19 protein-coding genes are annotated in these 21,627 nt (G+C 71.5%); 8 read left to right on the top strand and 11 right to left on the bottom strand.

What is annotated here, in order from left to right; genetic code table 11:
• Positions 1–90: 90 nt before the first annotated feature.
• Positions 91–630 (bottom strand): sigma-70 family RNA polymerase sigma factor, encoded by a 540-nt coding sequence (locus JNL41_RS16655; RefSeq protein WP_293476898.1) that lies wholly within the window; start codon positions 628–630, stop codon positions 91–93.
• A 253-nt stretch (positions 631–883) separates the two neighbouring features.
• On the opposite strand from JNL41_RS16655, the gene egtB reads away from it, so the two are divergent.
• Positions 884–3,106 carry an ergothioneine biosynthesis protein EgtB gene (gene egtB, locus JNL41_RS16650; RefSeq protein WP_293476896.1) on the top strand — a complete coding sequence of 741 codons (2,223 nt, stop codon included), beginning with the start codon at positions 884–886 and terminating at the stop codon, positions 3,104–3,106.
• Between the two features lie 68 nt (positions 3,107–3,174).
• Here egtB and JNL41_RS16645 read toward each other — a convergent pair whose 3' ends face one another.
• From JNL41_RS16645 to JNL41_RS16615, 7 genes are all read right to left on the bottom strand, one after another.
• The gene (locus tag JNL41_RS16645; RefSeq protein WP_293476894.1) at positions 3,175–3,387 is read right to left on the bottom strand and encodes a general stress protein; all 213 of its coding nucleotides are present in this window, start codon (positions 3,385–3,387) and stop codon (positions 3,175–3,177) included.
• Between the two features lie 227 nt (positions 3,388–3,614).
• The gene (locus tag JNL41_RS16640) at positions 3,615–4,841 is read right to left on the bottom strand and encodes an ABC transporter permease (protein WP_293476893.1); all 1,227 of its coding nucleotides are present in this window, start codon (positions 4,839–4,841) and stop codon (positions 3,615–3,617) included.
• Entirely contained in the window at positions 4,838–5,518 is a 681-nt protein-coding gene (locus tag JNL41_RS16635; RefSeq protein ID WP_293476892.1) for an ABC transporter ATP-binding protein, read from the bottom strand. Before JNL41_RS16635 ends, JNL41_RS16640 begins: the two co-directional genes overlap by 4 nt.
• A complete protein-coding gene (locus JNL41_RS16630) occupies positions 5,515–7,083 on the bottom strand; it encodes an efflux RND transporter periplasmic adaptor subunit (protein ID WP_293476891.1) in 1,569 nt (522 codons plus the stop codon). Before JNL41_RS16630 ends, JNL41_RS16635 begins: the two co-directional genes overlap by 4 nt.
• Before the next feature lie 173 nt (positions 7,084–7,256).
• A complete protein-coding gene (locus tag JNL41_RS16625; protein ID WP_293476889.1) occupies positions 7,257–8,591 on the bottom strand; it encodes an ATP-binding protein in 1,335 nt (444 codons plus the stop codon).
• The gene (locus JNL41_RS16620; protein WP_293476888.1) at positions 8,588–9,325 is read right to left on the bottom strand and encodes a response regulator; all 738 of its coding nucleotides are present in this window, start codon (positions 9,323–9,325) and stop codon (positions 8,588–8,590) included. Before JNL41_RS16620 ends, JNL41_RS16625 begins: the two co-directional genes overlap by 4 nt.
• Positions 9,326–9,391: 66 nt before the next feature.
• The gene (locus JNL41_RS16615; RefSeq protein ID WP_293476886.1) at positions 9,392–10,072 is read right to left on the bottom strand and encodes an MBL fold metallo-hydrolase; all 681 of its coding nucleotides are present in this window, start codon (positions 10,070–10,072) and stop codon (positions 9,392–9,394) included.
• A gap of 137 nt (positions 10,073–10,209) precedes the next feature.
• Here JNL41_RS16615 and JNL41_RS16610 point away from each other — a divergent pair, with 137 nt between their 5' ends.
• Together JNL41_RS16610 and hrpB are read left to right on the top strand one after the other, a co-directional pair.
• Positions 10,210–11,817, top strand: a complete 1,608-nt coding sequence (locus tag JNL41_RS16610) for an amino acid permease (protein ID WP_293476884.1) — start codon at positions 10,210–10,212, stop codon at positions 11,815–11,817.
• Between the two features lie 15 nt (positions 11,818–11,832).
• On the top strand, positions 11,833–14,262 hold the full coding sequence (gene hrpB / locus JNL41_RS16605) for an ATP-dependent helicase HrpB (protein WP_293476882.1): 2,430 nt from the start codon (positions 11,833–11,835) through the stop codon (positions 14,260–14,262).
• Positions 14,263–14,269: 7 nt separating this feature from the next.
• On the opposite strand, the gene JNL41_RS16600 is transcribed toward hrpB, so the two are convergent.
• Together JNL41_RS16600 and JNL41_RS16595 are read right to left on the bottom strand one after the other, a co-directional pair.
• Positions 14,270–15,067 (bottom strand): RNA methyltransferase, encoded by a 798-nt coding sequence (locus JNL41_RS16600; RefSeq protein ID WP_293476880.1) that lies wholly within the window; start codon positions 15,065–15,067, stop codon positions 14,270–14,272.
• Complete coding sequence (locus JNL41_RS16595; RefSeq protein ID WP_293476878.1) at positions 15,064–15,975, bottom strand: class I SAM-dependent methyltransferase; 912 nt, start codon at positions 15,973–15,975, stop codon at positions 15,064–15,066. Before JNL41_RS16595 ends, JNL41_RS16600 begins: the two co-directional genes overlap by 4 nt.
• Before the next feature lie 111 nt (positions 15,976–16,086).
• Between JNL41_RS16595 and JNL41_RS16590 the strand changes: the two genes are divergently transcribed.
• From JNL41_RS16590 to JNL41_RS16570, 5 genes are all read left to right on the top strand, one after another.
• On the top strand, positions 16,087–16,716 hold the full coding sequence (locus JNL41_RS16590; RefSeq protein ID WP_293476876.1) for a TetR/AcrR family transcriptional regulator: 630 nt from the start codon (positions 16,087–16,089) through the stop codon (positions 16,714–16,716).
• An 80-nt stretch (positions 16,717–16,796) separates the two neighbouring features.
• On the top strand, positions 16,797–17,558 hold the full coding sequence (locus JNL41_RS16585) for an ABC transporter substrate-binding protein (protein ID WP_293476874.1): 762 nt from the start codon (positions 16,797–16,799) through the stop codon (positions 17,556–17,558).
• Entirely contained in the window at positions 17,555–18,541 is a 987-nt protein-coding gene (locus JNL41_RS16580) for an iron ABC transporter permease (protein ID WP_293476872.1), read from the top strand. Before JNL41_RS16585 ends, JNL41_RS16580 begins: the two co-directional genes overlap by 4 nt.
• Positions 18,538–19,302 (top strand): ABC transporter ATP-binding protein, encoded by a 765-nt coding sequence (locus tag JNL41_RS16575; protein WP_293476870.1) that lies wholly within the window; start codon positions 18,538–18,540, stop codon positions 19,300–19,302. Before JNL41_RS16580 ends, JNL41_RS16575 begins: the two co-directional genes overlap by 4 nt.
• Positions 19,299–19,670, top strand: a complete 372-nt coding sequence (locus tag JNL41_RS16570) for a hypothetical protein (protein ID WP_293476868.1) — start codon at positions 19,299–19,301, stop codon at positions 19,668–19,670. The genes JNL41_RS16575 and JNL41_RS16570 overlap by 4 nt, the downstream gene beginning before the upstream one ends.
• A gap of 18 nt (positions 19,671–19,688) precedes the next feature.
• Here JNL41_RS16570 and JNL41_RS16565 read toward each other — a convergent pair.
• A partial coding sequence (locus JNL41_RS16565; protein ID WP_293476866.1) for a lytic transglycosylase domain-containing protein occupies positions 19,689–21,627 on the bottom strand: 1,939 nt, incomplete at its 5' end.

Below are 21,627 nucleotides of genomic sequence, written 5' to 3'. Positions count from 1 at the left end.
ATCTGCAGAACGTCGTGGATCAACTGGACGCGGCGGCCCTGGCCGAGGACGCGCGGATCGCCGCGCGCCTCGCGGCGACGGATGACGAGGTCAGGCCGTCCCCATCGCCGACATCGTTTCCAGAGCCATGACGTCGGTCGCGTCCTCGGCGTCCATGATCTTCAGCAGACGGGCGCGGGCGCGGTTCACACGGCTCTTGATGGTGCCCAGGGCGCAGCCGCAGATCTCGGCCGCCTCTTCGTAGGAGAGGCCGGCGGCGCCCACCAGGATCAGGGCTTCGCGATGTTCGGCCGGAAGCTGGCCCAGCGCCGTCTGCAGCGCCCGCATCGCCACGCTCCAGTCCTGGGTCGGCGGGGTCGTCAGCATGCTGGCGTACTCGCCTTCTTCGTCGCGCACCTCTCGGCGGCGGCGCAGCATGCTGGTGTAGTAGGTGTTCCGCAGGATCGTGAAGAGCCAGGCCCGCAGGTTCGTACCCGGCTCGAACTTGTCCCGGTTGGACCAGGCCTTGATCAGGGTGTCCTGCACCAGATCGTCGGCGTCGGAGCCGTTGTGGCTGAGCGACCACGCGAACGCCCGGAGGGCGGGGATCAGGCCCACGACTTCATCGCGCCAACTCGTCGTGGAACTCATCGGGGCCCCCTCGCACAACATCATGACCCCAACGGGGGGTTTTGTCGCTACCAGTTGCGGTTGAACGTCGGCGTCGTTGGAGCGTTCCGTGGCCTTGTGCCCGAAATTCGGAACTGATCTGTCCAATCGGCGTTCGCTATCTCCCCTATCGCGCATTTGCATAGGGGAACCGGTTGTTTGTTCCGGTTCCGTGCCCACATTACCGAGGGCAGGGTGCGTCAACTTGACACGCCCTGGTTCCAGGGGAGCTTGCATGCGCAGTACCGATCGACCCGAGGCCCCGTCCCGGGTCGCTTCCGCAGCCGCCGGTACGACCGCGCTGCCTCGCTACCGTGCGTTGCGGCGGGCGACCGAGGCGCTGATCCGCTCGCTGACGCCGGAGGACATGGGCGCCCAGTCGATGCCCGACGCCAGCCCTACGAAGTGGCATCTGGCGCACGTCGCCTGGTTCTTCGAGACCTTCATGCTGGTCCCGAATCTGCCGGGCTACCGGGTGTTCGATGCGAGGTTCGGCTACCTCTTCAACTCGTACTACGAGGCGGTCGGGCCGCGGCAGCCGCGGCCGGCCCGTGGCCTCGTCACGCGCCCGTCGGTGGCCGACGTACTCGCCTATCGCGCGCATGTCGACGCGGGCATGGAGCGCCTGCTGGCGGACGGGGCGGGCGAGCTCGCGGCCCTGCTGGACCTGGGCCTCGCCCATGAGGAGCAGCATCAGGAACTGATCCTGATGGATATCCTGCACCTCTTCGCCCAGTCGCCGCTCAGCCCCGCCTTCGCCCCTCCGCGGGCGGGCCTCGCCGCCGATCCCGGCCCGATGACCTTCGCCGACTTCGCCGGCGGCCTTGTCGAGATCGGCCACGACGGACAGGGCTTCGCCTTCGACAACGAAGGCCCGCGCCATCGCGTGTGGCTGGAGCCGTTCCGCCTGGGCGAACGCCTCGTCACCAACGCCGAGTGGCTCGCGTTCATCGCCGACGGCGGCTACCGCCGCGCCGAGCTCTGGCTCTCGGACGGCTGGGCGCTGTGTCGCGCGCAGGACTGGCAGGCGCCGATCTACTGGCGCGAGACCCCCGAAGGCTGGCGCGTGATGGGACTCACGGGCCTGCGCCCGCTCGAACCCGCCCAGCCGGTCAGCCATCTCAGTTACTTCGAGGCCGACGCCTACGCCGCCTGGGCCGGCGCGCGCCTGCCGACCGAGGCCGAGTGGGAGCATGCCGCCGCGACGCAGGCGGCGCCGGCGAACGCCAACGTGCTGGGGACGGGCCGTCTCGGGGCCCAGCCGGCCGCGGCGGGGGAGGGGGTGCGCCAGATGTTCGGCGACCTCTGGGAATGGACCCGCAGCGCCTACCTGCCGTACCCCGGCTTCCGGCCCGCCGCGGGTGCGGTCGGCGAATACAACGGCAAGTTCATGTCGGGTCAGTTCGTGCTGCGCGGCGGCGCCTGCGTGACGCCGACCGGCCACGTCCGGGCCACCTACCGCAACTTCTTCTACCCGCATCAGCGCTGGATGTTCTCGGGCCTGCGCCTGGCGATGGACGGCGCCGGCGAGGGCGCACGCCCCTCGGACCTCGAAGCCGACGTGGTCGAGGGGCTCGGCAAGCCCCAGAAGGCCATCCCGCCGAAGCACTTCTACGACACCGAGGGGTCGCGCCTGTTCGAGGCGATCACCGAACTGCCGGAGTACTACCCGACCCGCACCGAGATCGCCCTCCTGGAGCGCGCGGCGCCCGCGATGGCCCGCCATATTCCCGACGGCGCGGCCCTGGTGGAGTTCGGGTCGGGCGCCAGCACCAAGACGCGGATCCTGCTCGACGCCGCGCCGAGGCTTTCGACCTATGTCCCGATCGACATCTCGGCTTCGGCGCTCGAGGCGGCGGCCAGGGCGATCCGCGCGGACTATCCTGACCTGACCGTCGCCCCGCTGCGCGACGACTTCACCAACGCACTGCGGCTGCCGGCAGAGACGCGAGGCAGGCCGATCGTCGGATTCTTCCCGGGCTCCACCATCGGCAACTTCGACCGCGACGGCGCCCGGGCGTTTCTGGAGAGCGCGCGGCGGCTGCTGGGCGAAGGCGCGGCCTTCCTGGTGGGCATCGACCTGGTAAAGCCGGTGGACGTGCTGACGGCGGCCTACGACGACGCCCAGGGCGTCACCGCCGCGTTCAACCTGAACCTGCTCACCCGCATCAACCGTGAGCTCGGCGCCGACTTCGACCTATCGGCCTTCCGTCACCGCGCCGTCTGGAACCCGCTCGAGAGCCGGATCGAGATGCATCTGGAGAGCCTGAAGGACCAGTCCGTCCACGTCGCCGGCCGGCGCTTCCACTTCCGCGTCGGCGAGACGCTGCACACGGAGAACTCGCACAAGTTCACGCCTGAGGCCTTCGCGCGCCTGGCGGCCGACGCCGGCTGGACGCTGGAGGAGACCTGGATCAGCGGCGAGCCCACCTTCGCCATCGTGCTGCTCCGGGCCTGACAGCGGCTTCTGGCGACGGAAAGCGGGCGCCCCGAAGGACGCCCGCCGTCAGCTCCAGTCGAATAGGTCTAGCTTTCGTGTCCGCTGGTGCGGCCGCCGCCGCGGCTGGCTTCACCGCCCTTGCGGCCCGCGGAGGCGGCGAGGTCGCGGTCCTTGGCGAAGCTGCGCTTCTCGCCCGGCACGCTGGCGCCGCCCTTGCGGGCGATCTCGCGGCGGCGTTCGGGGTTCATGGCGGCGAAACCGCGTCGGGCGCGGGGCTTGCCGGGGTCGACGGTGGGCATCGAGGGGCTCTCCTCATCGGTCGGCGAAACAGGGTTTTCTGCGGGGCGTGCGCCGCGGGCCGTTCGCCGCCGGCCGGCTGCGCAGAGGGGACGAGGGCGCGGCGCGCCGGGCGTCCCTGGGCGGTCTTGTCGTGGCGGGGTCTCCGGCTTTGACAGGTTCGTCCCGCAAGGGGCTTGCGGTCTGGCTAACCCTTGAAGCCGGTCAAGGTTGCAGTCGGCGTTGCGCCTTATTCGCGCCTGAGCGCCTCGATGGGATCCAGGCGCGCCGCGCGCCATGAAGGATAGGCCCCGAAAACCAGTCCCACGGCCATCGAGAAGCCGAGGGCCAGCGGCGCCGCCCACGGCGGGATCGCCGCCGGCCAGCCGGCCAGCTTCGCCACGCCCAGCGCTCCGCCGACACCGATGGCGAGCCCGATCAGCCCGCCGGCCATCGAGAGCGCGACGGACTCCAGAGCGAACTGGATCAGCACGTCGGATCGCTTGGCCCCGACCGCCATGCGCAGGCCGATCTCCCGCGTCCGCTCGGTCACCGACACCAGCATGATGTTCATGATGCCGACGCCTCCCACCACCAGCGAGACCGCCGCCACGGCCGCCAGGAAGACCGTGAAGGTCGCCACCGCCTGCTGCATGGTCGCCAGGATCGAGGCCATGTTCTGGGTCTGGAAGTCGTCCTCCTCGCCCTGGCGGATCCGGTGCTGGTCGCGCAGCAGGTTGATGACATCCTCCTGCACGCGGTCGAGGGAGTCGGCGTCGGTGGACTTCACGTAGATCGTCTGGATCGTGTCGCCCCGGAACCGCCGGCCTACCAGCCGCGAGCGCACCGCCGCGAGCGGAGCCAGCGCCACGTCGTCCTGGTCCTGGCCCAGGCCGGCGTTGCCCTTGCTCTCCAGCACCCCGATCACCTCGAACGGGACCGTGCGCACGCGGATGCGCTTGCCCACCGGGTCGGCGTCGCCCCAGAGCTCGCGCGCGACGGTCGGGCCGACCACGATCACCTTCTTGCCCTGCCGCGCCTCACGCTCGTCGAACATGCGGCCCTGGGCGACGGTCAGGTCCCGGGCGACCAGATAGTCCGGCGTCACCCCGTCGATGCGGGTGTTCCAGTTCGTGCCGTCCGCGTTCATCTGCGCGCGGCTGGTGACGGTGGGGGCGACCGCGGCCACGTCCTCGACCTGCCTGGCGATGGCCTCGGCGTCGCTGTCGCGCAGGCTCATGCCCGAGCCGGCGCCCTGGCTCACCGGCCCGCGCTGGAAGTTGGGCATCACGATGACGAGGTTGGACCCCAGGCCCGAGATCGCGCTCGTCACCCGTTGCTGCGCGCCCAGCCCGATGGCGGTCATCATCACCACGGCGGCGACCCCGATGACCACGCCCAGCGAGGTCAGGCCGCTGCGCATCGGGTGCGCGACGATGGCGCCGAGCGCGAACCGGACGAGCTCCACGAACCTCATGCGGCCTTCCGCTCGTCGGAGACGATCAGGCCGTCGCGGAACGCCACGCGCCGGTGCGCCTCGGCGGCGACGTCGGGGTCGTGGGTCACGATGGCCAGGGTGAGCCCGTCGCGGTTCAGCTCGTCGAAGAGCTTCAGGACTTCCTCGCCGGTATGCGTGTCGAGGGCGCCGGTGGGTTCGTCGGCCAGCAGCAGGTCTGGCCGGTTGGAAAGCGAGCGGGCGATCGCCACCCGCTGCTGCTGACCACCGGAGAGCTGCGTGGGCCGGTGGCCCATGCGCGAGCCCAGCCCCACGCGCTCCAGGAGGTCCTTCGCCCGCGTCCTGCGCTCGGCCGGGGCCATGCCCGCGTAGATCATCGGCAGTTCGACGTTCTGCAGCGCCGTCAGCCGCGGCAGGAGCTGGAAGGACTGGAAGACGAAGCCGATCCGCCGGCGCCGGAAGTCGGCCAGTTCGTCGTCGCTGAACGCGCCGACCTCCTCGCCGTCGAAGCGGTAGCTGCCGGAGGAGGGGCGATCCAGGCCGCCCAGGATGTTCATCAGCGTCGACTTCCCCGACCCCGAAGGCCCGACCACGGCCACGTATTCGCCGCGCTCGATGGCGAGCGAGACGCCGGCCAGCGCCGGCACCTTCTCCTCGCCCATCTGGTAGACCTTGGTGAGGTCGCTGATGGCGATCACATCTTCACCCGCACCTGGCCGCCGCCCATCGGGCCGGCGTTCGGGCGGGCCCTGGCCTTCGGACCGCCGCCGACGATGGGTTGATCGCCGACCTTCAGCTCGCGGCTCACGACTTCGGTCGAGGACCCGTCCGTCGCGCCGACGCGCACCGGGATCGCCACCGGCTTGTCGTCGCGCAGGACATAGACCGTGCCGCCGCGCATGCCCGCCGTCCGGCCGCGGCCCTGGGCGAGGGTCTCCTGCAGCGCCGCCAGCCTGGCGCGCTGATCCGGCCGCAGCACGGGCGTCAGCTTCGCGAAGCCTTCCTGCGCGATCTTGCGCATGGCCTCGCCCATGGCGCGCCGGTCGCCGCCGGCCGCGGCGAACGCCGCCTGCCGCTTGGGCTGCATTTCGGCCTGGATCGCCTCCCAGGTCTTCTTCTGCCTGGCGTCGAGGCCGAGCTGCTCGGCCAGTCGCGCGCCCATCGCGCCGCCGCCTTGACCCTGCCTCTGGCCTCCGGCGCCGCCGCCGGGCGGACCGCCGCCGAAGCCGGGCGCCCCCATCGCGCCGGGGCCGCCCGTGCTGCGCGACTCGTTCTCGGACGGCGGCGTCCAGCGGAGCGCCGCGGACGGGACCTTCATGACGTTCCGCTTCGTCTCGATGATGATGTCGGCGTTCGCCGTCATGCCGGGCAGCAGCTTGCGCTGCGGATTGTCCGCCTCGGCGATGACCGTGTAGGCGACCACGTTCTGCTCGGTGGTCGGCTGCTTGCGCACCTGGGTCACGATCCCCTGGAAGGTGTCGTCCGGAAAGGCGTCCACGGTGAAGCGCACCCTCTGGCCTTCCTGCACCTGGCCGACGTCGGCCTCGTCGACGCTGATCTTCACTTCGACCTTCGAGAGGTCCTGCGCGATGGTGAACAGCACCGGCGCCTGCAGGCTGGCCGCGACCGTCTGGCCGGGCTCGACCTTGCGGTCGACCACGACGCCGGCGATCGGCGAGGAGATGGTCGTGCGGCCCAGGTCCACCTGTTGGCTGCGCAGCGTGGCGCGGCTCTGGTCGACCCGGGCGCGGGCCGCCGCCACCTGCGCCTGCGCCACCTTCATGGCCGCCGTCGCCTGGTCCAGCGTGGTGGGCGCGTAGATGCCCTGATCCACCAGCGTCTTCTTGCGGTTGAAGTCGGCCTGGGCGTTGGCCAGCGTGGCCTGCGCCTGGCGCACGCCCGCCTCGCCCGCGGCGATGTCGGCGTTGCTCTGCGCCACGCGCGACTGGAAGGTCTGCGGGTCGATGATCGCCAGCGTCTGTCCGGCGGCGACCTCGTCGTTGAAGTCGGCCAGCACCCGGACCACCTGGCCGGAGATCTGCGAACCGACGTCCACCGTGATCAGCGCCTGCAGTGTCCCCGAGGCCGAGACCGAGCGGGTGATGTCGCCCTGTTCCACGGCGCCAAACCGGTAGGGGTCCTTCGGCGCCTTCGGCCGCATCTGGCAGGCGAAGACGGCTCCGACCGCCAGAATGACGACCGCGATCGTAATCCAGGCGGCCCGCGGCAGACGGTAGCGGTGAGGTGTCGTGGCTTGGCTCATGGAGGATCCGGCATCGCGATGGGCCCGCATGAACCCACGGTGAGTTGTGTGCGCGTAGCGTTGCTATGCGATTTCAGTCCCGATACCGGTTCGGTCCCACGGCGTCGCGGCAGACCGCCGTCGCCGGCTCGGCCTAGGCCATTCGGCGCTGGGGTTGATCGAAGCCGAATGCGCTAGAGGGGCAACTGGACGCGGGCGGTGAGGCCGCCGCCCGCGCGGTTGATCAGGTTCACGTCGCCGCCGTGGCCGCGGGCGATGGTCCGCACCACGGCGAGCCCCAGTCCGATGCCGCCGGTCTGGCGGCTGCGCGACGGCTCGCGGCGGTAGAACGGCTCGAACACCTTCTCGGCGTCGGCGGGCGGGATGCCCGGCCCGTCGTCGTCGATCTCGACCACCGCATTGCCGGCGTCGGCGAACACGCGGGCCCGCGCCCGGCCGCCGAACTTCACGGCGTTCTCCAGCAGGTTGGCGATCAGGCGGCGCAGCGCCATCGGGTCGCCCGTCAGCACCACCTTCTCGCCGGCCTCGACCTCGGTCCTGGCGCCGGTCTCGGCCATCTCGTCGCAAAGGCTCTCGACCAGCGACGACAGCTCGAGAGGGGTCCGCTCGCCCGATTTGGTCGCATCGCGCACGAAGGCGAGGGTGGCGGTGATCATCTCCTCCATCTGGTCCAGGTCGGCGCTGTACTTGGCGCGCTGGTCCTCGGGCAGGCCCTCGATCCGGAAACGCAGGCGGGTCAGCGGCGTGCGCAGGTCGTGGGCGATCGCGCCCACCATGGCGGTGCGGTCCTCGACGTAGCGCTGCAGGCGGCCCTGCATCTCGTTGAAGGCGCGTGCCGCCATGCCGATCTCGGCCGGGCCCTTCACCAGCTCCAGGGGCGCGGCGCGCGGATCGCGGCCCAGCCGTTCGGCCGCTTCGGCGAACTCCTTGATCGGCTTGGTCAGCCGCCGCGCGAACATCCAGGCGACGGGGGACATCAGCAACGCCGACAGCGCGAACCAGAGCGCCAGCCGCTGCTGCCAGTCGCTGAGTCCGATGACGGGCTGGGTCTGCACCACCCGCCAGGTCCCGTCGGCCTGCTGCACGCCGACCTTGAACGGAAAGATCAGGAAGTGTTCCTCGCCGCCCATGCCGGCGCGGACCGCGCGGTCGCGGATGATCCGGCCGACGCGACGGTCGGACAGGGGCCCCCGCTCGCCCGCGATCACCACCGCGCTGGGCGGCACGCCGATGTCGCGGGCGATCTTCCCGCGCATTTCCGGAATCGTGCGGCCCTCGAGTTCGGGGCCCGGCCGCGTCCTGCTGGCCGTCAATTGCAGCGGCTTGCGCTCGGTGAAGGTCAGCTCCTCGCCGCGGTAGGTGTGTTCGATCTCCGAGAGCCGGTAGAAGTCGGGCGCGGGGGGCGGAAGCGCGAAGAGGAGGAAGGTGCTCATCGCCCAGGCGGCCACCAGCGTCAGGCCGGTCAGCGTCAGAAGCTGGACCAGCAGCGGGGCCGAAGGGCGCCTCACGTGCGCTTCACCTTGGCGGTGAACATGTAGCCTTCGTTGCGGATGGTGCGGATCAGGTCGTGGCCGCCGCCGCCGTCGTCCAGCTTGCGCCGCAGACGGCTGATCTGCACGTCGATGGCGCGGTCGAAGGCGTCGCTGTCGGGCCCGCGCGCGAATTCCAGGAGCTGGTCGCGGGTCAGCACCCGTTGCGGCCGCTCCACGAAGGCCCTGAGGAGCGAGAATTCGCCGGAACTCAGGTTCACCACCACGCCGTCGGGCGAGCGCAGTTCGCGCCGCACCAGGTCGAGCCGCCAGCCGGCGAATTCGCAGCCCGCGCCCAGCGCGCCGCTGCTCGCCCGCTGCTCCGAGCGGCGGAGCACTGCGCGAACCCGCGCCAGCAACTCGCGGGGATTACAGGGTTTCGCCAGATAGTCGTCGGCGCCCAACTCCAGCCCGACGATGCGGTCGGTGTCCTCGCCCATGGCCGACAGCATGATGATCGGCGGTGCGGCCTCGGTGATCGTCAGGCGGCGGCAGACGGCCAGGCCGTCTTCGCCCGGCATCATGATGTCGAGCACGATCAGGTCGACCGGCCCGCGTTCCAGCACGCGGTCCATCTCCGACGCGTCGGCCGCGGTCTCGACCTTGTAGCCGTGGCGGCCGAGGAAGTCGGAGACCACGTCGCGGATCCCCGGATCGTCGTCGACCATCAGGATGCGGGCGCCGGCGCCGGCCATGTCAGTCGTGAGCTCCATGCCCGCCAGCTTGTGCGCTGGCGGTAACGTCCGAATGTCTCATCTGAAACCCGGATGTATCTGCGGTCATTCGTCCGCCAGCACCATATCGGCCACGAAGGGGTTGGTCTTGCGCTCCTGGCCGAAGGTCGACATTGGCCCGTGCCCCGGCACGAAGCGCACGTCCTCGCCCAGCGGCCAGAGCTTGCCGGTGATCGCGTCGATGAGCTGCTGGTGGTTCCCCTTTGGGAAGTCGGTGCGCCCGATGGAACCCTGGAACAGCACGTCGCCCACCTGAGCGAACCTGGCCTCGCGATGGAAGAAGACCACATGGCCCGGCGTGTGCCCGGGGCAGTGGTAGACCTCGAACGCCGTCTCGCCGAGGGTCACCACGTCGCCGTCCTGCAGCCAGCGGTCGGGCGTGAACGGCCGGGCGTCGGGCATGCCCCACTTCGCGGCGGACGTCCCGATATCGTCGATCCAGAACTGGTCGTCCGGATGCGGCCCCTCGATCGGGCAGCCGGTCAGCTCCTTCAGCGCCGCCGTTCCCCCCGCGTGGTCCAGGTGGCCGTGGGTGACCCAGATCTTCTCCAGGGTCAGGTCGTGCTCCTTCAGCGCCGCCATCAGCCGCGGGACCTCGCCGCCGGGATCGATGATCGCCGCCTTCCGGGTCTTCACGCACCAGACGATGGTGCAGTTCTGCTGCAGGGGTGTGACCGGCGCGATCAGCGCGCGGATCGGAAGCGGGGAGGGCGTCGGGGCGTTCATCGCCGCCCATGATCTAGGCTCGGCGTCGAAATGGGAAGCGCGCCCGTGTCGCGGGGGAATTGCGGTGAAGTTCCCTTGTGTCTAGCGTGCCCCGCAAACGCCCCGACGAGGGCGGAATCGATACAGGAAACAGCCGTATGGCGAATGGAATTGCGCGCATCTTCCTGCGCAAGTCGGTCTCTCAGATACAGGCCGAACACGAACAGGGGGAGCTGAAGCGCTCGCTCGGGGCTATCAACCTCATCCTCCTCGGCATCGGCTGCATCATCGGAACCGGGATCTTCGTGCTGACGGGCCGCGCGGCGGCCAACTTCGCCGGCCCCGGCATCATGATCTCGTTCATCATCACCGGCACGCTCTGCGCCTTCGTGGCGCTCTGCTACGCCGAGCTCGCCGCGGCCCTGCCAGTCTCGGGATCGGCCTATTCCTACACCTACGCCTCGATGGGCGAGGGTGCGGCCTGGGTGATGGGCCTGCTGCTCGTGCTGGAGTACGGCCTCGCGGCCTCGACCGTCTCGGTCGGCTGGTCGGGCTATTTCGTCAGCCTGATGCACGACTTCGGGATAAACATCCCGGCGGCCTTGCAGGCGGCGCCGGGCGTGATCGTCAAGGATCACGACGGCAACGTCATCGGGACCGGCATGATGAACCTGCCGGCCTTCATCGTCATCGGCCTCGTGACCCTGCTGCTGATCCGCGGCGTCACCGAGAGCGCGACGGTCAACAACATCGTGGTGGCCATCAAGGTCACCGTCGTGATCGCCTTCATCGTCATCGGCTTCAAGTTCGTCGACACGGCGATGTGGAACCCGCTGGTCCCGGCCGAGATCCCGGCCCGCCCGGCGGGCACCGACATGTCGATCGGGGCCCAGCTCTGGCGCGCGCTGGGCGACGTCGTCACCGGCAACTCCGACCACAAGTACGGCATCGGCGGCGTCATCCACGCGGCCGCGGTGATCTTCTTCGCCTACCTGGGCTTCGAGGCGGTCTCCACCGCCGGCGCCGAAGCCAAGAACCCGGGCAAGGACATGCCGATCGGCATCCTGGGCGCACTCACCATCTGCACCATTCTCTACATCCTGACCTGTGGCGTGCTGGTGGGCATCGTCCCCTACGCCCAGCTCGACGTGCCGGCGCCGATCGCGCTGGCCGCAGACAAGATGGGGCTGCCGTGGTTCGCCTTCGCCGTGAAGGTGGGCGCCATCGCCGGTCTCAGCTCGGTGATGCTGGTGCTGCTCTACGGCCAGACGCGGGTCTTCTACACCATCAGCCGAGACGGCCTGATGCCCAAGGTGTTCGCCAAGGTGCATCCGAAGTTCCAGACGCCTTACGTCAACACCCTGGTCGTCGGCCTCCTGGCGATGCTGGCCGCGGGCTTCCTGTCGCTGGACGCGCTCAGCGACCTGTCGAACGTCGGCTCGCTGGCCGCCTTCGCGCTGGTCTGCGTCACCGTGATCTACCTGCGCCGCACCGACCCCGGCCTGACGCGTCCGTTCCGCACGCCGCTCTACCCGGTGGTGCCGATCGCAGGCGTGGTCATGTGCCTGGTGCTCCTGATGAGCCTGATGGCGACCGAGCACACGCGGAACTTCTTCCTGATCTACCTGGCGATCGGGATCGTCGTGTACTTCGTCTACGGCATCCGCAGCTCGAACCTCGGCAAGGGCATCCTCGTCACGGGTTCCGAAGGCGAGCCGCACGAGCTGCCGCACAAGGTGGGCGAGCCGCCGCAGGGCCAGGGCTGACGCCCTGGCGGCGTCATGCTGCCGATCCACGACGCACTCCCGGAACTGAAGGCGGCGCTGTCCTTGGGCAGCGCCGCCGTTCTTGTGGCCCCGCCCGGCGCGGGCAAGACCACCGTCGTCCCGCTTGAACTCCTCGCCGAGCCGTGGGCCGCGGGCGGCCGGATCATCGTCCTCGAACCGCGGCGCCTGGCCGCCCGCGCCGCCGCAGAACGCATGGCCAGGACGCTGGGCGAGCCGGTCGGCCAGACCGTCGGCTACCGCGTGCGCCTGCAGACGAAGGTCAGCGCCGCCACCCGGATCGAGGTGGTCACCGAGGGCGTCTTCACCCGCATGATCCTGGGCGATCCCGAGCTGGCCGGCGTCGCCTGCGTCATCTTCGACGAGTTCCACGAGCGCAGCCTCGACGCTGACCTGGGCCTGGCGCTCGCCCGCGACGCCCAGAAGCTTATCCGCGACGACCTGCGCCTGCTGGTCATGTCCGCCACCCTCGACGGCGCCGCCGTCGCGCGCCTGCTGGACGACGCGCCCGTGGTCGAGAGCCAGGGCCGCATGTTCCCGGTCGAGACGCGCTACCTGGGCCGCGACCCCGCCGCGCGCCTGGAGGACGCCGTGGTCCGCGCCGTCGAACGCGCGCTGGCGGAGGAGGGCGGCTCGCTGCTGGTCTTCCTGCCCGGCCAGGGCGAGATCCTGCGCACCGCCGAACGCCTCGCCGAGCGCCGCCGCGCGCACGTCGAGATCGCGCCGCTCTACGGCGCCCTCGACCCCCGCGACCAGGACCGTGCGATCCAGCCGGCGCTCGACGGCGTGCGCAAGGTCGTGCTGGCCACCTCCATCGCCGAGACCAGCCTGACCATCCAGGGCGTCCGCGTGGTGATCGACTCAGGCGTCGCCCGCGTCCCCCGCTACGATCCGGCCAGCGGCCTGACCCGCCTCGCCACCGTCCGCGTCTCCCGCGCCGCCGCCGACCAGCGTCGCGGCCGCGCGGGCCGCACAGAGCCTGGTGCCTGCTACCGACTCTGGGACGAAGCCGAGACGCGCGCGCTGCCGGCCTACGCCGACCCTGAGATCCTCGATGCCGACCTCTCGGGTTTGGCCCTCGACCTCGCCCGCTGGGGCGCCAAGGACGCGGCCGGGCTCGCCTTCCTCGACCCGCCGCCCGCCGCGGCCTTCGGCGAGGCCCGCGCGTTGCTCCGCCGACTCGACGCGCTGGACGCCGATGGCGTGCTCACCGACCACGGCCGCGCGCTGGCCGACATGCCGCTGGCCCCGCGTCTCGCGCACATGGTGCTGAAGGCCGCCGACACTGGCCAGGCCGTGCGCGCCGCGCGCATCGCCGCCCTGGTCACCGAACGTGGCCTCGGCGGCCGCGACGCCGACATCCGCCACCGGCTCGACGCCCTGGAACGCGACCGCAGTCCCCGCGCCCGCGACGCCAAGGCGCTCGCCGACCGTTGGGCGTCTCTCACGGGCAGGCCCGGCAAGGGCGAGCCGCTGTCCGACGGCCTGTTGACCGCCTTCGCCTACCCCGAGCGCATCGCCAAGGCGCGGGGCGGGCAGGGCGAGTTCCAGCTCGTCACCGGCCGTGGCGCCTTCGTCGAGCCCACCGACGCGCTGGCCCGCGAGCCCTGGCTCGCCATCGCCGAACTGGGCGGCGGCCAGACCCGCGACCGCATCACGCTCGCCGCGCCCCTCGACCCCGCAGAACTCGCCGCCTTCGCCGATCAGTTCGAGGTCGAGGAGCGCCTGGAGGAGAGCGGCGGCGGCCGTCTGCGCGCCAAGCGCCTCACCCGCCTCGGCCGCCTGACGATCCGCGAGGAGGTCGACGACAACCCCGAGAAGGCCCTCGTCGCCCGCGCGCTCGCCGACCGCGTCCGCCGCGAAGGGCTGAAGCTGCTGCCCTGGGGCGCCGCCGCCGAGTCCCTGCGGGAGCGCGCCCGGTTCCTTCACGCCCGCGACCCCGCCTGGGCCGACCTCTCCGACGCGGCCCTGACCGCTCGGCTCGACGACTGGCTCCTGCCCATCCTCGACGGCGTCCGCCGGCTCGGCGATCTCAAGCCCGATGTCCTCGACGGCGCGCTCCGCACGCTCATCCCCTGGGACCAGCAGCGCCGCCTCGACGCGGCGGCCCCCGCCCGCTGGAGCGCGCCCACCGGCAACAGCTTCGCCATCGACTACGCCGCCGAGGCGGGCCCCCGCGTCGACGTCCGCGTGGGCGAAGTCTACGGCCTGTCGGAACACCCGGTCGTCGGCGGCGTCCCGCTCACGCTGTCGCTGCTCTCGCCGGCCCACCGCCCCATCCAGACCACCAAGGACCTGCCCGGCTTCTGGAAGGGTTCGTGGAAGGAGGTGCGCACCGAGATGAAGGGCCGCTACCCCCGCCACGTCTGGCCGGAAGACCCCGCGTCGGCCGCCGCCGTCACGCGGGCCAAGCCGCGGGGGACCTGAGCCGCCGTCAGGGCAGGGACGTCGCGGCGTAGATCATCACCCCGGTCGCCACGCTCAGGTTCAGGCTGTCGGCGCGGCCGCGCATGGGGATCTTCACATTGAGGTCGGGCAGGGCGGCCATCTCGGGCGTCAGGCCCTGCTGCTCGTTGCCCATCAGCACCAGCACCGGCTTGCGGTACTCGGCCTCCGCATGGCTGGCCGTGGCGGTGAGCAGGGTGCCGACCACCGAGCCGACCCAGCCCGCCCGCCACGCCGCAAACTCCTCTTCGGTCGCCTTCGCCAGCGGGACCGCGAAGATCGAGCCCATGGTCGCGCGCACTGCTTCCACCGAATAGGGATCGCAGCACTCGCCCACGAGCACGACGGCGCCGCAGCCCGCCGCGTCGGCCGTCCGCACGATGGTCCCCAGGTTGCCCGGGTCGCGCACCCGATGCAGCGCCACCACACACTGCGCGGCGCCCGGCGCGACGTCGGTCAGCCCCACGAACGCCTGCGGGAACACGCCCACCACCGCCTGCGGGTTCTCCCGCCGCGACACCTTGGCCAGGATGTCGTGGGTGACCTCGATCACCTCGCCCCGCGCCGCCAACGTCGCCGCGACCGCCTTCTGCATCATCGGGTGAGAGGCGGCGTCGGGCCCGTGCATCAGAATCTTCGGCGCGTGGCCGGTGTCGACGCCCTCGATGACGGTCTTCAGCCCCTCGGCCACGAACAGCCCCGTCTCGTCGCGTTCCTTGCGCATGTGCAGCGCCCGCACGCGCTTTACCGTGTCGTTCGAGAGCGAGGTGATGGTCCGGCTGCTCACGCCGGCCCCCCCCAATTCGACCAGCGCGCGAAGAAGCTCATCCCGATCGCCCGGTCGCCGCGCGCTTCCTCCAGCGCCAGCTCGCCCCACTCGATCCGCCCGCCGCGACCGGCCAGCTTCTCGGCCAGCAACCCGGCCAGGGCCGCCCCGGAGATCCGCTCCGCATAGGCGTTCAGCACCAGGAACCTGGCGTTCTCCGAGAGAAGCTGCGCGCAGAGCCCCGCCAGTTCAGGCAGGTCCTCGAACAGCCGCCAGACCTCGCCGGTCGGCCCGCGCCCGTACTTCGGGGGGTCCAGGATGATCCCTTCGTAGGTCGATCCGCGCCGCACCTCGCGCTGCACGTACTTGCGCGCGTCCTCGGTGATCCAGCGCACCGGCCGGTCGGCCAGCCCCGAGCGCTCCGCGTTCTCGCGCGCCCAGGCCACGGCCTTCTTCGAGGCGTCGACGTGCGTCACCGCCGCGCCCGCCGCCGCCATCACGAGGCTGGCGACGCCTGTGTAACCGAACAGGTTCAGCACCTTCGGATGGCCGCCCGAGCCTCGCACCGCCTCGTCCAGCCACGCCCAGTTCGCCGCCTGCTCGGGGAAGAACGCCAGATGCCGGAAGGCGGTGAACCGCCCCTGGAACCTCACCTTGCCCCACGACAGCGGCCAGACCTCCTTCGGCCGTCCCCTGAAGCGCCAGCGCCCGGCGTCCTCCTCGTCCGTGGGGTCGAAGACGGCGTCCGCGCCCGCCCAGACGCTCTCGGGCGACCTCGGCGTCCACAGGCACTGCGGCTCGGGGCGCACGACCGTGTAGGGGCCGTAGCGCTCCAGCTTCCGCCCGTTGCCGGAATCGAGCAGCGCGTAGTCGCTCCAGCCGCGGGTGCGCATCAACAGGGCGGTCTCTGCGGTCAGCGGCGCGCTCATGGGCGCCCCTTACGCGGTGGCGCAGACCTGTGCAAACCCCGCTGACGAGGACTTGTCACAGTTGTGGAATTGGGGTCCGCTGTCCCACGCACCTGGATGTGGGGAGACTCCATGAGCACTGTCGCCACCGCGACGCGGAAAACCGCGCGCAAGGCCAAGGGAGACGGCTACCTCCGCCGCGCCGAGATTCTCGAGGCGGCCGAGCGCATCTTCGTGGCGGACGGCTACGAGGGCGCCACCATCCGCAAGATCGCGGACGAAGTCGGCGTCTCGTCGACCGCGCTCTACATGCACTTCAACGACAAGGCCTGCATCCTGCACGAGATCGTGGAGGGCGTGCTGTCGCAACTCCTGGTCCGCAACGCCGAATGCGCAGCGTTGAAGCTCGATCCGGTGGTGCGCCTGCGCATGATCCTCGACGGTTACATGCGCTGGGGGCTGGAGCATCCGAACGCCTACCAGCTTGTCTATTGCGACCGCGGTCCGGTATCGCAGGCCTCTGCGCCGCCCTCGGACCTGAGCCACCAATGCTACGAACACTTCGCCGGCGTAGTGCGCGAGATCGCCGCCGAAGGCCGTCTGCGGACGGGCACGGGCGACTCGGCGGCCCAGGCGCTGTGGATGAGCTGCCATGGCGTCGTGGCGCTGATGGTGAGCCGGCCCAAGTTCGGCTGGGCCGACCCCGAGGACCTGATGCGCGTGGCCCTCGACGGCATGCTCCACGGCTTGGTCGCCGACTAGCGCACCGCCTTCTCGGGACGTCGTGGCCGGGCCATGACGCAAAAGCGATCGCGAGCGTCGTGGGGGTTCTGGCCTCTTGCATGGCCGCGACCACCCAGGCCGCGCCGCGCGTGCTCTCGCTCGACCAGTGCGCCGACCAGTACGTGCTGGCCATGAGCCCGCGTGCGGCTGTCGTCGGGCTCTCCACCCGGGCCGACGACGCCGACTCCCGCCTGCGGGCGCTGGCCGTGGGCCTGCCGCAGCGCCGGGCCGACCTGGAGACCGCGCTCGCCACACGCCCAGACCTCGTCGTCCGCTACTGGGGCGGGGAGCCGCGGCTGGTGGGCGCGCTGGAGGCGCGCGGCGTCCGCGTGGTCACCATCGGCGACGCTACGACCTTCGCCGACGTCCGCCGCAACGTCCGCGCCGTGGCCGCCGCGATGGGGCAGGGAGCGCGCGGCGAGGCGATCGTCGCGCGGATGGACGCGCGCCTGCGCGCCTCGGCCGGCGCCTGGAAGGGCGCGCGCGCTCTCTACCTCACGCCGGGCGGTGTCAGCGCCGGCCCCGGCACGCTGGTCGACGCCATCCTGACCGGCGCGGGCTTCACCAACGCGGAGAGGCGGCCCGGCTTCCAGGTGGTGTCGCTGGAGCGATTGGCGCTGTCGCCGCCCAAGGCGGTGGTCACCGGCTTCTTCGACACCTTCCAGCTCGCCGGCGACAGTTGGGGCGTCGGCCGGCGCCGCATCCTGCAGCGCACCGTCCAGCGCTCGGCCGTCGCCAACCTTCCGGGCTCGACCCTCGGCTGTCCCGACTGGAGCGCCGCCGAGGCCGTCGAGATGCTCGCCGCGAAGGCTCCGCGATGAGGCCGCTGGCGCTCAACCTGTTGCTGTCGGTCGCGATCCTCGCGCTCATGGCCGCCGGCCTCGCGCTGGGCGAAGTCCAGCTCACGGGCACCCAGATCGCCCAGGGTTTCGCCGACCCGGCGTCGGCGCCGCACGAGATCCTGTTCGATATCCGCCTGCCGCGCACCGCCGCCGCCCTGGTGGTCGGCGCGGCCCTGGGTCTCGCCGGCGCCGTGATGCAGGGGCTGCTGCGCAACCCGCTGGCCGATCCCAGCGTGCTCGGCGTCTCGGGCGGGGCCGGGCTCGGGGCGGCCCTAGCGATCACCGCCAGCTTGGCCGGCGTCCCGGGGGCCATCGAGGCCGCGGCCCTCGGCGCGGCGCTGCTGGTCGGCGTGCTCCTGACCTGGCTCGCCGCGCGCTTCCGCGAGCCGGAGACGCTGATCCTGTTCGGCGTCGCCTTCTCGGCCTTCCTGGGGGCGATGACCTCGCTGGTGTTCAACTTCTCGCCGTCGCCGGTGACCCTGGCGGAAGTGTTCTCCTGGCTGCTGGGCTCGGTCGCCAACCGCGACTGGGACGACATCGTCCGCCAGCTTCCGGCCCTGGTCGTCGGGACGGGGCTCTGCCTCTACGCCGCGCGCGGCCTCGTCATGCTGACGCTGGGCGAGGAGACGGCGTCGCTCTCGGGTCTGCCGATGACGCGCCTGCGCGCCGCCGCGGTCGCCGGCGCCTCGCTGCTCACCGGGGCGTCCGTGGCCATGGCGGGCATCGTGGGCTTCGTCGGCCTGGCCGCCCCGCACCTCGTCCGCGCCGGCTCCGGCGGCGACCCGGGCCGTGTGCTGCTGCCCTCGGCCCTGGCCGGCGCGGTGCTGCTCGCCGCCGCCGACATCGCCGCCCGCATCATCCCGACCGACCTGGAACTCAAGCTGGGCGTCGTCACCGCGCTGTTCGGCGCGCCGCTCTTCGCGCTGATCGCCTGGCGGGCCGCGCGGAGCTGGACGGGATGAGCGCGCTTTTTCTCCGTGACGCCACCGTGCGCCGTGGCGGGCAGACCGTCCTCGACAGCGCGAGCCTGGCCGTCGAGCCCGGCGAGGTGGTCGGCGTCGTCGGCCCCAACGGGGCTGGCAAGACCACGCTGCTGCGCGCCGCCCTGGGTCTCGCCAGGCTCGACGCCGGCCGGGCCGAGCTGGCGGGCCGCGACGTCGCGCGCCTGACCGATCCCGAACGCGCCCGGCTCGCCGCCTACCTGCCGCAGGCGCGCCACGTCGGCTGGAACATGGCCGCCGGCCGGGTCGCCAGCCTCGGAGCCTTCCACCTGCCGGCCGCGGCCGCCCGCGCCGCGGCTGCTGCGGCCTTGGCCCGCGTCGGAATGTCCGGCCTCGAAGATCGCGGCGTGCTGGAGATGTCGGGCGGCGAGCGGGCCCGCGTCCTGCTGGCCCGCCTGCTGGTCACCGGCGCGCCGCTGCTGATCGCCGACGAACCCGCCGCCGGCCTCGACCCGGACGCCCAGCTCCTGGCGCTCGAACTTTTCCGGGAGGAGGCCGCGCGGGGCGCCGCCGTCGTTCTCACCCTGCACGACCTCGGTCTTGCCGCGCGCTTCTGCGACCGCCTGGCGGTGTTGAGCGGCGGCCGCGTCGTCGCCGCCGGTCCGGCCGCGGAGGCGCTTCAGCCGGACATTCTCGGACAGGCATTTTCCCTGGACGGGCGGTTGGAGCCGACGCCCGACGGCCCCATTCTCATCGCCAGGCGAAGGGGAGGGTGGTCATGAGGTTCGCAAGGTGGGTGTTCACTATCGGCGGGATCTGGGGCGTCGCGATCATCGCCCCGCTGTTCTTCCTGGAGAACACGCTCGCCGACGCCAGCACCCCGATCAGCCATCCGGACATGTACTACGGCTTCGCCGCCTCCACGCTCATGTGGCAGTTCGGCTACCTCGTGATCGGCCGCGATCCGGCCCGATTCCGGCCGTTCATGCTGCTCGGCGCGGCGGGCAAGGTGATCTACTTCGTCTCGTGCCTGACGCTCTTCCTGCGGGGCCGCGTGCCGCCGATGATCCCGATGCTGACCGCGCCGGACATGCTGCTGGCCACGCTGTTCGTCGTGGCGTGGTTCCGGACCAGGGCGGAGAGCGCCTAGGTCGCGTCCCCAGCGGGGTCAGGGGTTGCTCGCCGCGACCGCCTGGCCGGTGGAGGCGGTGTAGCTGTAGCTGCCGCGGCGCAGGTCGGCCGAGAGCGTGATCGGGGCCGAGCCGCCGGCCATCTTGGCGCGGTACACGGTCATGTTCTCCAGCACCCGCATCACGTAGTTCCGCGTCTCGGAGAAGGGGATGCACTCGATGAAGTCGAGCGGGTCCGACGTGGCGCCGCGCGGGTCGCCGCAGACGGCGGTCCACTGCGTCGGCCGGCCCGGACCGGCGTTGTAGCCGGCCGCCGCCATCACGTAGCTGCCCGAGAACTGGTTCACGAGCTGCCCCAGGAAGGCCGAGCCCAGCTTCATGTTGTACTCGGGTTCGTAGAGCGACGCGGCCGAATAGGGCTCGCCCATGCGCCGCGCCACGATCGCCGCCGTCGACGGCAGGAGCTGCATCATGCCCCGGGCGTCGGCGCCCGAGCGCACCGAAGGGTCGAAGCCGCTCTCCTGGCGCGTCACGCCCAGCACCAGGGCCGGCTCGGGCGCGTTCGCGACGCTGGGCGGCGTCCGGTAGGGATAGGCGCGGTCGATCAGGATCAGACCGCGGGTCGCGGCCGCCCGCGCCGCCTTCATCGAGGTGTCCTGGTCGCCATAACCGCGGATCGCGTCGATCAGCAGCGCGGCCTCGACGGTCGAGGGCACGATGTCGTCGATGTGCAGGGCGAAGACGCGGAAGAGATCGCGCTGGCCCTGATCGGCCAGGAGCCGCATGGCCTGCACCTCGTCGCGCGCCTCGAAGGCGCGGCGTTGCGCCTCCGTCGGCGCCGGATCGCGCGGCAGGGTGATGGGCAGTCCCAGCTTCTCGGCCGAGAGCTGGCCATAGAAGGTGGTCAGGTATTGCGCGCCCTGGCGGTAGGCGTCTTCGGCGCGGTTGCGGTCGCCCTTCGCCTCGGCGGCGCGGCCCAGCCAGTAGAAGGCGCGGCCCCGGGTGATGGGCGAACTGCCGATCCGCTCGATGGCGGCGAAGTGCTTCGCCGCTGCGGCCGGCTCGTTCAGGTACTTCAGTGCGATCCAGCCGGCGTAGAACTCGGCCTCGGTGGCGTCCGAGCCTTCGTTGAGCCCGGAGTTGGCGGCGGCCTGGTAGGCGCTCTTCCAGTCGTTCAGCTTGATTGCGTAGGCGACGAGGCGCTTGCGCTCGTCCCACATGCGGTCGGCGCTCTCGGCGGTGACCATGTCGCGCGGGAACGAGGCCAACTGGGCTATCGCCTCGCCTTCCCGGTTCTTGCGGCGCAGCGCCGCGGCCCGCTCGAACGCCACGCCCGGCGAGGCCTGGTCGTCCGAGGTCAGCGCCGCATAGGCGCTGTCGCCCCCGCCGGACCTCAGCGCGATGCGGGCCAGCGCCGCCGCCTGCCGGTCGGCGGGAACGAGGTTGATCATGTCCCGCGCGGCGGGGCCCTGCGCGCCGTAGAGCAGGATGTCGGCGCGCCGAACGTGGTCGTCCACGGTTAGGATGTCGCCGAAGCGCGTCAGCATCTGTCGCTGAGGCTCGGCTTCGAAGGTCCTGGTGCGCCACCAGGTCCGGATCAGCTCGCCCGCTTCGGCCGCGCGGCCCAGCGAACGGTAGGCCGAGGCCAGCGCCATCGCGCCCTGCGCCGTCGCCGGCGGCTGGCCGCCGAACCAGGCCACAGTCTCGGACGGGCTCTTGCCCGAGGTCTCCAGGAGCGCTTCGGCCGCCGCCTGCCGGCGCGCCGCGCGCGGGAAGGCGGTCAGGTCGCGCCGCGCCGCATCGAGTTCGTAGAAGCCGAGCGACGCCGAACTCACGTCGACCATCGCCCAGGTCACCAGCTTCTTCGCGATCGGATCCTGGAGCCGCGAGATCGCCGAGCGCGCGCCGCCGACGTCGCCGCGGCGCGCTGCGGCGAATCCCTGCGTGAACGTCTGCTGGTCCGGGCCGGACAGCGGG

Source organism: Phenylobacterium sp. (genome assembly GCF_016793285.1).
In the GTDB taxonomy this organism is placed as follows: Bacteria; Pseudomonadota; Alphaproteobacteria; order Caulobacterales; family Caulobacteraceae; genus Phenylobacterium.
The sequence above is the reverse complement of the archived record's forward strand: the minus strand, read 5'-3'. Positions and strand labels throughout refer to the sequence as shown.

Bases quoted from the DNA above. Each gene is read 5' to 3' on its own strand.
- JNL41_RS16590 (WP_293476876.1), top strand. From the start codon at position 16,087: ATGAGCACTGTCGCCACCGCGACGCGGAAAACCGCGCGCAAGGCCAAG.
- JNL41_RS16630 (WP_293476891.1), bottom strand. From the start codon at position 7,083: ATGAGCCAAGCCACGACACCTCACCGCTACCGTCTGCCGCGGGCCGCC.
- JNL41_RS16595 (WP_293476878.1), bottom strand. From the start codon at position 15,975: ATGAGCGCGCCGCTGACCGCAGAGACCGCCCTGTTGATGCGCACCCGC.
- JNL41_RS16575 (WP_293476870.1), top strand. From the start codon at position 18,538: ATGAGCGCGCTTTTTCTCCGTGACGCCACCGTGCGCCGTGGCGGGCAG.
- JNL41_RS16620 (WP_293476888.1), bottom strand. From the start codon at position 9,325: ATGGAGCTCACGACTGACATGGCCGGCGCCGGCGCCCGCATCCTGATG.
- hrpB (WP_293476882.1), top strand. From the start codon at position 11,833: ATGCTGCCGATCCACGACGCACTCCCGGAACTGAAGGCGGCGCTGTCC.
- JNL41_RS16610 (WP_293476884.1), top strand. From the start codon at position 10,210: ATGGCGAATGGAATTGCGCGCATCTTCCTGCGCAAGTCGGTCTCTCAG.
- JNL41_RS16580 (WP_293476872.1), top strand. From the start codon at position 17,555: ATGAGGCCGCTGGCGCTCAACCTGTTGCTGTCGGTCGCGATCCTCGCG.
- JNL41_RS16615 (WP_293476886.1), bottom strand. From the start codon at position 10,072: ATGAACGCCCCGACGCCCTCCCCGCTTCCGATCCGCGCGCTGATCGCG.
- JNL41_RS16640 (WP_293476893.1), bottom strand. From the start codon at position 4,841: ATGAGGTTCGTGGAGCTCGTCCGGTTCGCGCTCGGCGCCATCGTCGCG.
- JNL41_RS16585 (WP_293476874.1), top strand. From the start codon at position 16,797: ATGGCCGCGACCACCCAGGCCGCGCCGCGCGTGCTCTCGCTCGACCAG.
- JNL41_RS16655 (WP_293476898.1), bottom strand. From the start codon at position 630: ATGAGTTCCACGACGAGTTGGCGCGATGAAGTCGTGGGCCTGATCCCC.
- JNL41_RS16645 (WP_293476894.1), bottom strand. From the start codon at position 3,387: ATGCCCACCGTCGACCCCGGCAAGCCCCGCGCCCGACGCGGTTTCGCC.
- JNL41_RS16570 (WP_293476868.1), top strand. From the start codon at position 19,299: ATGAGGTTCGCAAGGTGGGTGTTCACTATCGGCGGGATCTGGGGCGTC.
- egtB (WP_293476896.1), top strand. From the start codon at position 884: ATGCGCAGTACCGATCGACCCGAGGCCCCGTCCCGGGTCGCTTCCGCA.